This window comes from Weizmannia sp. CD-2023 (assembly GCF_036225245.1).
GTDB classification, from domain to species: Bacteria; Bacillota; Bacilli; order Bacillales; family Bacillaceae_C; genus Weizmannia; species Weizmannia faecalis.
In genome coordinates this window covers 1-6152 of sequence record NZ_JARTJQ010000108.1, presented here as the reverse complement: position 1 = coordinate 6152, position 6152 = coordinate 1, and the positions used below count along the sequence as shown (strand labels likewise).

General features: G+C 42.9%; 9 protein-coding genes and 1 other RNA gene. 5 read left to right on the top strand and 5 right to left on the bottom strand.

Annotation, left to right across the window (positions count from 1 at the left end; genetic code table 11):
• The 4 genes from P9687_RS15670 to P9687_RS15655 all read right to left on the bottom strand — a co-directional run.
• Window positions 1-729: Rpn family recombination-promoting nuclease/putative transposase (locus P9687_RS15670; RefSeq protein WP_328228922.1), on the bottom strand; the 729-nt coding region annotated here is incomplete at its 3' end.
• A 211-nt stretch (window positions 730-940) separates the two neighbouring features.
• The gene (locus P9687_RS15665) at window positions 941-1468 is read right to left on the bottom strand and encodes a hypothetical protein (protein WP_017550735.1); all 528 of its coding nucleotides are present in this window, start codon (window positions 1466-1468) and stop codon (window positions 941-943) included.
• Between the two features lie 68 nt (window positions 1469-1536).
• On the bottom strand, window positions 1537-1761 hold the full coding sequence (locus tag P9687_RS15660; RefSeq protein WP_017550734.1) for a hypothetical protein: 225 nt from the start codon (window positions 1759-1761) through the stop codon (window positions 1537-1539).
• A complete protein-coding gene (locus P9687_RS15655; protein ID WP_035191206.1) occupies window positions 1752-2063 on the bottom strand; it encodes a hypothetical protein in 312 nt (103 codons plus the stop codon). The genes P9687_RS15660 and P9687_RS15655 overlap by 10 nt, the downstream gene beginning before the upstream one ends.
• A 479-nt stretch (window positions 2064-2542) precedes the next feature.
• On the opposite strand from P9687_RS15655, the gene P9687_RS15650 reads away from it, so the two are divergent.
• From P9687_RS15650 to P9687_RS15635, 4 genes are all read left to right on the top strand, one after another.
• Window positions 2543-2935: a hypothetical protein gene (locus P9687_RS15650; protein WP_071452022.1), complete on the top strand. Its 393-nt coding sequence runs from the start codon at window positions 2543-2545 to the stop codon at window positions 2933-2935.
• A 349-nt stretch (window positions 2936-3284) separates the two neighbouring features.
• Window positions 3285-3647: a transfer-messenger RNA gene (gene ssrA / locus P9687_RS15645) on the top strand.
• 154 nt (window positions 3648-3801) lie between these two features.
• A complete protein-coding gene (locus P9687_RS15640; RefSeq protein WP_230090472.1) occupies window positions 3802-4170 on the top strand; it encodes a hypothetical protein in 369 nt (122 codons plus the stop codon).
• A gap of 110 nt (window positions 4171-4280) precedes the next feature.
• A complete protein-coding gene (locus P9687_RS15635) occupies window positions 4281-4502 on the top strand; it encodes a YdbC family protein (protein WP_014097487.1) in 222 nt (73 codons plus the stop codon).
• 90 nt (window positions 4503-4592) lie between these two features.
• On the opposite strand, the gene P9687_RS15630 is transcribed toward P9687_RS15635, so the two are convergent.
• Complete coding sequence (locus P9687_RS15630) at window positions 4593-5792, bottom strand: S53 family peptidase (protein ID WP_168985498.1); 1200 nt, start codon at window positions 5790-5792, stop codon at window positions 4593-4595.
• A 25-nt stretch (window positions 5793-5817) separates the two neighbouring features.
• Here P9687_RS15630 and P9687_RS15625 point away from each other — a divergent pair, with 25 nt between their 5' ends.
• Window positions 5818-5991: a hypothetical protein gene (locus P9687_RS15625; protein WP_328228921.1), complete on the top strand. Its 174-nt coding sequence runs from the start codon at window positions 5818-5820 to the stop codon at window positions 5989-5991.
• Window positions 5992-6152: the final 161 nt, after the last annotated feature.

Sequence of the window (6152 nt, the reverse complement as noted above, 5' to 3'; positions counted from 1 at the left end):
AGAATTCGGCAGCTTCAATACTTGCTCTGCTTCGTCTGGGTCCAGCATTTGAATGTTTTCCATTACTTCCGCCTCCTCTTTTTCGTTTAATTTTAAATAATAATCAAAGAAACCGTGTAACAGCCTCATTTTTGCAGGGTCAAGTTCCATTCGGGCCAGCATCCGCAGAAACTCCAGTTTGACCTGCACCCGTTCTTTTTCTGTATACCCCATTTTGCTTAATAATGCCGCAGCAACAGGGTTGTCGCTCCGGATATAATTTCTCCAATTTTGCTTCATCAGATGAATGGATAAATAGTGAAAACGAAGAATTTCAATGTTGTGGAACGCAAAGATGTATGTATCAGGGGTTTCTGTTTTCTCCTCATAACTAAATACAGCAATCGGCAATACCGGTTTCCGGTGCCGGAGATTGATCATCATGTAATAACGAAACATGCGTTCAGGAAAAGATTTCTCGTAATACGACTGCGGCTCTACATGGATGAGAATCACCGTGTCTTTCCCTTTTACCTTTGTTTCGGCAAGAATATCAACCCGTTTTTGCTCACCGCCCGGAAAGTCCGTAAACTGTTCCTGCGACAAAAACCGCACCCGGCGGTAGTCGAGATCAGCTGACACATCCGGGAAAAACGCCTCCATAAACTCCTGAAAAAAGTTTTGGATCAGCTCCTTAAAAAAACGATCATGCACGTGATAACCGGCATGTTTTTCCATTACCAGTTCCAATGGCAGCACTCCTTTTCTTATTTTTCAGTTTTATTATAAAGGACAAACGTTCGTTTTTCAATACCGGCTTATCTTTTTTTATAAACAAAACCGACTTTCACATTGTTTGCCTCCCTGCTTTCAAAACTTCAGACTACCCTGCAGAATGAGCTTTTTTTACCGTTACCAGAATCAAGAAAGTACCACTGCTTGCAAGTCTTTTAATTGAACTTTACTTTTTTCGACGAACGAAAAATTTTTTCGATTCCATAACCCATAAAGCAAAAATAAGCCCAAAAACGAATGCGTTCATAACCGGAATATCAAGAAAGCGCAGCATACGGAATTTTTCGTAAAAGAAAAAATGGTGCCAATAAAAGCCAAAATTCATTCCTATTACTTGTCCAAATAGAACTCCTGTGAGACTGACTTTGTTTTTTGGAGGTGAAACCCCTTTCTGTTCTAAATGCCAATTGATTTCTTTTGCGCGGTTAAAAGCTTGCCAAAGACAAAAACAGAGTACGGATGGATAAAACATGCCCCATTCATAATTAATCACATGATGCCCATTTTCAAAGTTCTCTTGGAATGCATAAATAATGGCCAAATTCAAACGGGACTGATGGTTAATGGTCAATTCCAAAGCCATAAAAAGAAAACCGAGCAAATAGTCACCGTTATAAAATTGACCAAATCCAGGCAATGCAAAAGACCACAAGAGTGCCGCAACCGGGGACTTATAATTTGTTGGCTTTTCCAAAAAGCATACTTCCTTTATTTCAATTTCTTTTTTGTTTCTTGTTGAGTATGTACGAAACGCTAAAGGATCTACTTTTTATCGTGTTTATCACAAAGAGACTCAATCCAGTGGCCTAAGGCAGCACAAATAGAGCCGATCACCAGCCCATTAATCACTGGCAAATCGAGAACACGCAAACATCCGAGCAACCTGAAAAAAGAGAAGTGCCAGAAGAGGCCAAAGTGGAAACCCGCCAACATGCCGAAAAAGAAACCGGTTAAATGTGTTGCTTTTTTTGGCTTTTTTACCCCCAATGATGCCAATCTCCGGTTAATGGATACCGACTGGTTAAAGGCTTGCCACAGGGAGAAGCAGTAAACGGCAGGAAAAAAATCCCCCACTCGGGATGGAATCGTTCGCTGGCCATGCCAAAATTTCCTTTGAACGCAACGTAAACCGACATATTCAAGTTCGACCCGAAATTGATGACTGCCGTACAAAGCATGAGCAGAAATCCGATAAAATAATCACCGTTGTAAAGCTGCCCGAAGCCCGGAAAGGCAGCCGACCACAGCAGGGCAGAAAGGGGGGACTTATACAGTTTTCTTTCATTCATTATTTTCACCTATGAGGTATTGTATGTATTTTCTGCTGTATCATACTGTCAGGAAAACTCGCACAGTATTTTTTCTAAATTGTCATGACAGGAAATCATTTTCATAATATTCTAATAGGTACAGTGGATCAACTACTAGGACGGTAAAAATGCTGTGAACGATATGATAAAAGCGCAACAGAATTGGAAATGAAACCGATCAAAAAGATAAGGGGTTACCAACACAGTTTTTTCCGCTCTTAATGATATTTGCCTTCATTGGTGGCAACAGCGGTTTAATGCTCGCCAAACGGGGGAATTAAGCTGCAGAACCGTAACGGCCGGGTTGGTTGCCACTCGGCTTCTTCCTTTTTAAGAAAATAATCATCCCGCTTGCCAAGGAAACGAGACGATAGATCAGTGAAATGTAAATATAGAGTATAGTAAAAAAATTGCCTTTGTGATATACTTATGCTATACGCAACAAAGGGGGAAAGACGATGGATGAAATTTTGAAGCAGATTCTTAGTGAACTAAAGGATTTAAAAAGTGATGTCTCCAGCTTAAAAGCAGGCCAGGATCGGTTGGAAAGCGATGTCTCCAGCTTAAAGAATGATGTCTCTGGGTTAAAGAATGATGTCTCTGGGTTAAAGAATGATGTCTCCAGCTTAAAAGCAGGCCAGGAACGCATCGAAACCAAAGTTGACAATCTTACGTTAGAATTACGAAGCAACTTTAAATTTACAAATGATAAACTGGAAGAGCACAAAAAAGTTTTTACTGTTGTTTCAAATGAACTGAAAGGCGTAAAAGGCGATATCGAATTTTTAAGTGAAAAAGCCGGCAAGCATGACACTAAAATTAATCATATTTTGAATATGCTGAGAGATTAAAGGACATGCACCCCGCATTTTCCGGGTGTTTTTTATGTGCGCCTGTTTACCCGCTACCATTCTTTCCGTACGATCGATATTTTTAATGATCGAGAAAGACCATCTGAAAAAGCCTCCGAGAATAAATTTTTAACTAGCGGATTACCGACAACGAAAGAAAAGGCTTGGTGGGATATAAAATTGCACTGGATCATGACGTAACATATCTTCACCTCCTATTCAGCTCATTTCCAAAACCAGAAAAACTTTACACGTACGGAAAAATTGATCAATTGCATCTTTCGGGATTCATGTTATAATAGGATATGCAGGCCAGTAATAAGTAAAATCTGAAGCGCCCTTTTATATCGGGGACGTTACGGATTCGACAGGGATAGATCGAGCTCAAGCTGCGAGCCGGGGGGTCGTCCCCGTAACAACGCAACGCCTAAAAATAACTGGCAAATCTAACACTAAACTCGCTTTAGCTGCCTAATAAGCGCTAAGCGGATCCTCCCTCCATCGCCCACGTGGTAGGGTAAGGGTCTCAACTTCAGTGGGATACGCCGGCTGTCCTCCGCCTGGGGACGAAGGAAGAGACCAATCAGGCTAGCGTACCGGACGCCCGCCAATAGGCAGATGGCTGCGCGAAATGCGAATATATCGGCTACGCTCGTAGACGCTTGAGTGGCGATATTTCTGGACGTGGGTTCGACTCCCACCGTCTCCATTTTAAGAAAAATAAAGAACGGGATAAAAAGTCCGTGAACCCTTGATATGACTGGGTTTACGGGCTTTTTGTTTTTGTGGAGAATGGGGAAGGAAACAGACGTTTCGGCAAACTTTTTGCATTAATTTTGCATTCCGAATGGCAATGTCTCTATCACGTGAGGTCCACTGATTTTAGCCAGTGCCAATATCCTTATATTATCGAGGAATTTTTTCTTTCTCTCGCTTTATTTGTTTTCATCGAATCTCAAGCATCTTTACAGGGGAAGCAAAAATCATGGCGGTCTATCCACCAGTATTACGGCATGAAAAAAGCGCTTCTCTCCACCATTAAAGCCATTGGAACGGAACGGCGTGCCAAAGTTATTTGGGATACACAGGGAAGCGGAAAAATCTATTCGATGGTATTTTTAGCCGGAAACCTTGTCAAAAGCGAGGAGCTGAAAAATCCGACAATTGCCCAACGCTCGGCAATGCAGTTAAAACAGCCAGGCAGCCAAGTCAGCAGGATTGAAAGTCAATATTAATACTTTTGAACATAAAAATGTGATGAGAACCGTATTGATTTCCAGACCGGAATCCTGCACTATTAAAGTAAGGTTCCAAATTTTTATGATGGGAAAAGGTGGTCATTGACATGGCAGATTTTAAATATGAAATCAAAGAAACAATCGGAACAATTTCTGAATCTCCAAAAGGATGGACAAAAGAACTGAACTTAGTCAGCTGGAACGGAAAGGCGCCGAAATTTGATCTGCGTGACTGGGCGCCGGAACATGAGAAAATGGGGAAAGGGATTACGCTGAATACGGATGAACTGAAGGCGCTGAAGGACTTACTGAATCAGATGGAATTATAAAGGATGCTCTTAAAAGTCTGAAACGTCATTTGGGCGGCTTCTTTTCAGTACGGCTGTCCCGATCCTGCTTTCGGGACAGCCTCAGGATTTTTATTTTGTTAATGAAAGTGCTGGCACAATTTTATCTGCAATCGGGCTACCGATGCCGGTGACGAGATCATAACCGGCTGCTGCGGCATAACCGTTGCTTCCGGTTTGAATATCATGGTAATTCGCAGTATAGCCGCTGCTTCCGGTTGTGCCGGCGGTATTATAAACAGTGCTAAGGACTTGTGCACTTGATAAGGATTGCGTGCGTCCTTCATTTGCCAGTGCGATGAGCGCTCTCCAGGCAGGTGCACTAAAGCTTGTTCCGCCAACTTGGAACCAGCCGGATTGGCCATTGTCTTTTGTGCTGGAGTAGACATAGACACCTGTGTTCGGATCCGCATCAAAAGATACATCCGGGATACCGCGTTTTGCGCCGACGATACTTGTCCAACCGGATTGATAGGAAGGCCGGCTTTCGTAAGTGCTGGTAGCCCCTCCAGAACCTGACCATGCAGATTCACTACCGTACTGGCCAGCGCTGGTCAAATTTAAAGTTGTGCCGCCCACCGCAACAACATTCGGTGAGGATGCAGGCCACGAACTGCCGCTCCCGTTATCTCCGGAAGAAGCGAGGTAAGTAATGCCGGTATGATTAAAATGACTGTTATAGGAAGATTCGGTTGAAAATTCTGACCCTCCCCAGCTGTTAGAGACAACGGTTGCTCCATGACTTGTTGCGTAATCTTCTGCTGCCAGTAAATTAGTGATTGAAGCGGATTTAGCAGCAACTACCATAATTTTTGCACTCGGGGCAAGCGCGTGTGCCCATTCAACATCAAGGGCTGTTTCGAGCGCCCAACCCTCGTCTTTTTTAGGTTTGCCGCCTGGATAAGCGACTTCAATGTTGGCGCTTGGAAGTCCGAACTGCTGGTCGAACGTGTTGAGGTCGCTGGTAATGGTCGGGCTGCCATACGCTTCGATCAGCGCGATGGTCTGGCCGGCACCTGTCTTGCTTAATTGATCAATGCCGTAAGCCTTTTTGATTTGTGCTGGTGAGTAAACAGTTGAGACAGCATTTGGATGAATCCCGTTTGAGTTGTGTTTGTAATGAAGCGGATGATGTGCAACCCAGCCTTTTACCCTATCGGCTGCTGCTATTGTTTTTGCACTGGCAGTCGTGGCTGTGGCAGCTGTTCCCGCAAATAGCGTAATCGATGCGGCAATAAAGCAAATTTCCAGTTTTTTTACCAGTTTTTTCAACTTGATCCCTCCTGATTTTGTAAGAATGGCAGCAAAAAAGAAAAAAATCCTCACCTCCTTGCTTGAACCTGCTATTTTTGTTGAAGGATGGAAGAATCATAGATTGCGGGGAATACCACGTATCCTGTTGCGTATGTGTAAAATTTTACTCGAAGGGGCAAATGAGTGGAAAAAAATGGGAAGACGCTCTATCATCTAATTGTACACTTCAAGATGAACATCTAGAGAGAGAGGTCTTCCCATGGATATTATATTAATAATTGCTGGATTATTAAAGGATACAAAGAGTCTTATCGAATTTGAAGAACAAATTAAAATTCTGATGCAGAAGGTTTTTACACAATGGGTTGGGGATGTATT

Excerpts from the sequence above, each read along its gene's own strand:
- P9687_RS15650 (WP_071452022.1), top strand. The coding sequence starts at position 2,543 with ATGGATGAAATTTTGAAGCAGATTCTTAGTGAACTAAAGGATTTAAAA.
- P9687_RS15635 (WP_014097487.1), top strand. The coding sequence starts at position 4,281 with ATGGCAGATTTTAAATATGAAATCAAAGAAACAATCGGAACAATTTCT.
- P9687_RS15625 (WP_328228921.1), top strand. The coding sequence starts at position 5,818 with ATGGCAGCAAAAAAGAAAAAAATCCTCACCTCCTTGCTTGAACCTGCT.
- P9687_RS15655 (WP_035191206.1), bottom strand. The coding sequence starts at position 2,063 with ATGAATGAAAGAAAACTGTATAAGTCCCCCCTTTCTGCCCTGCTGTGG.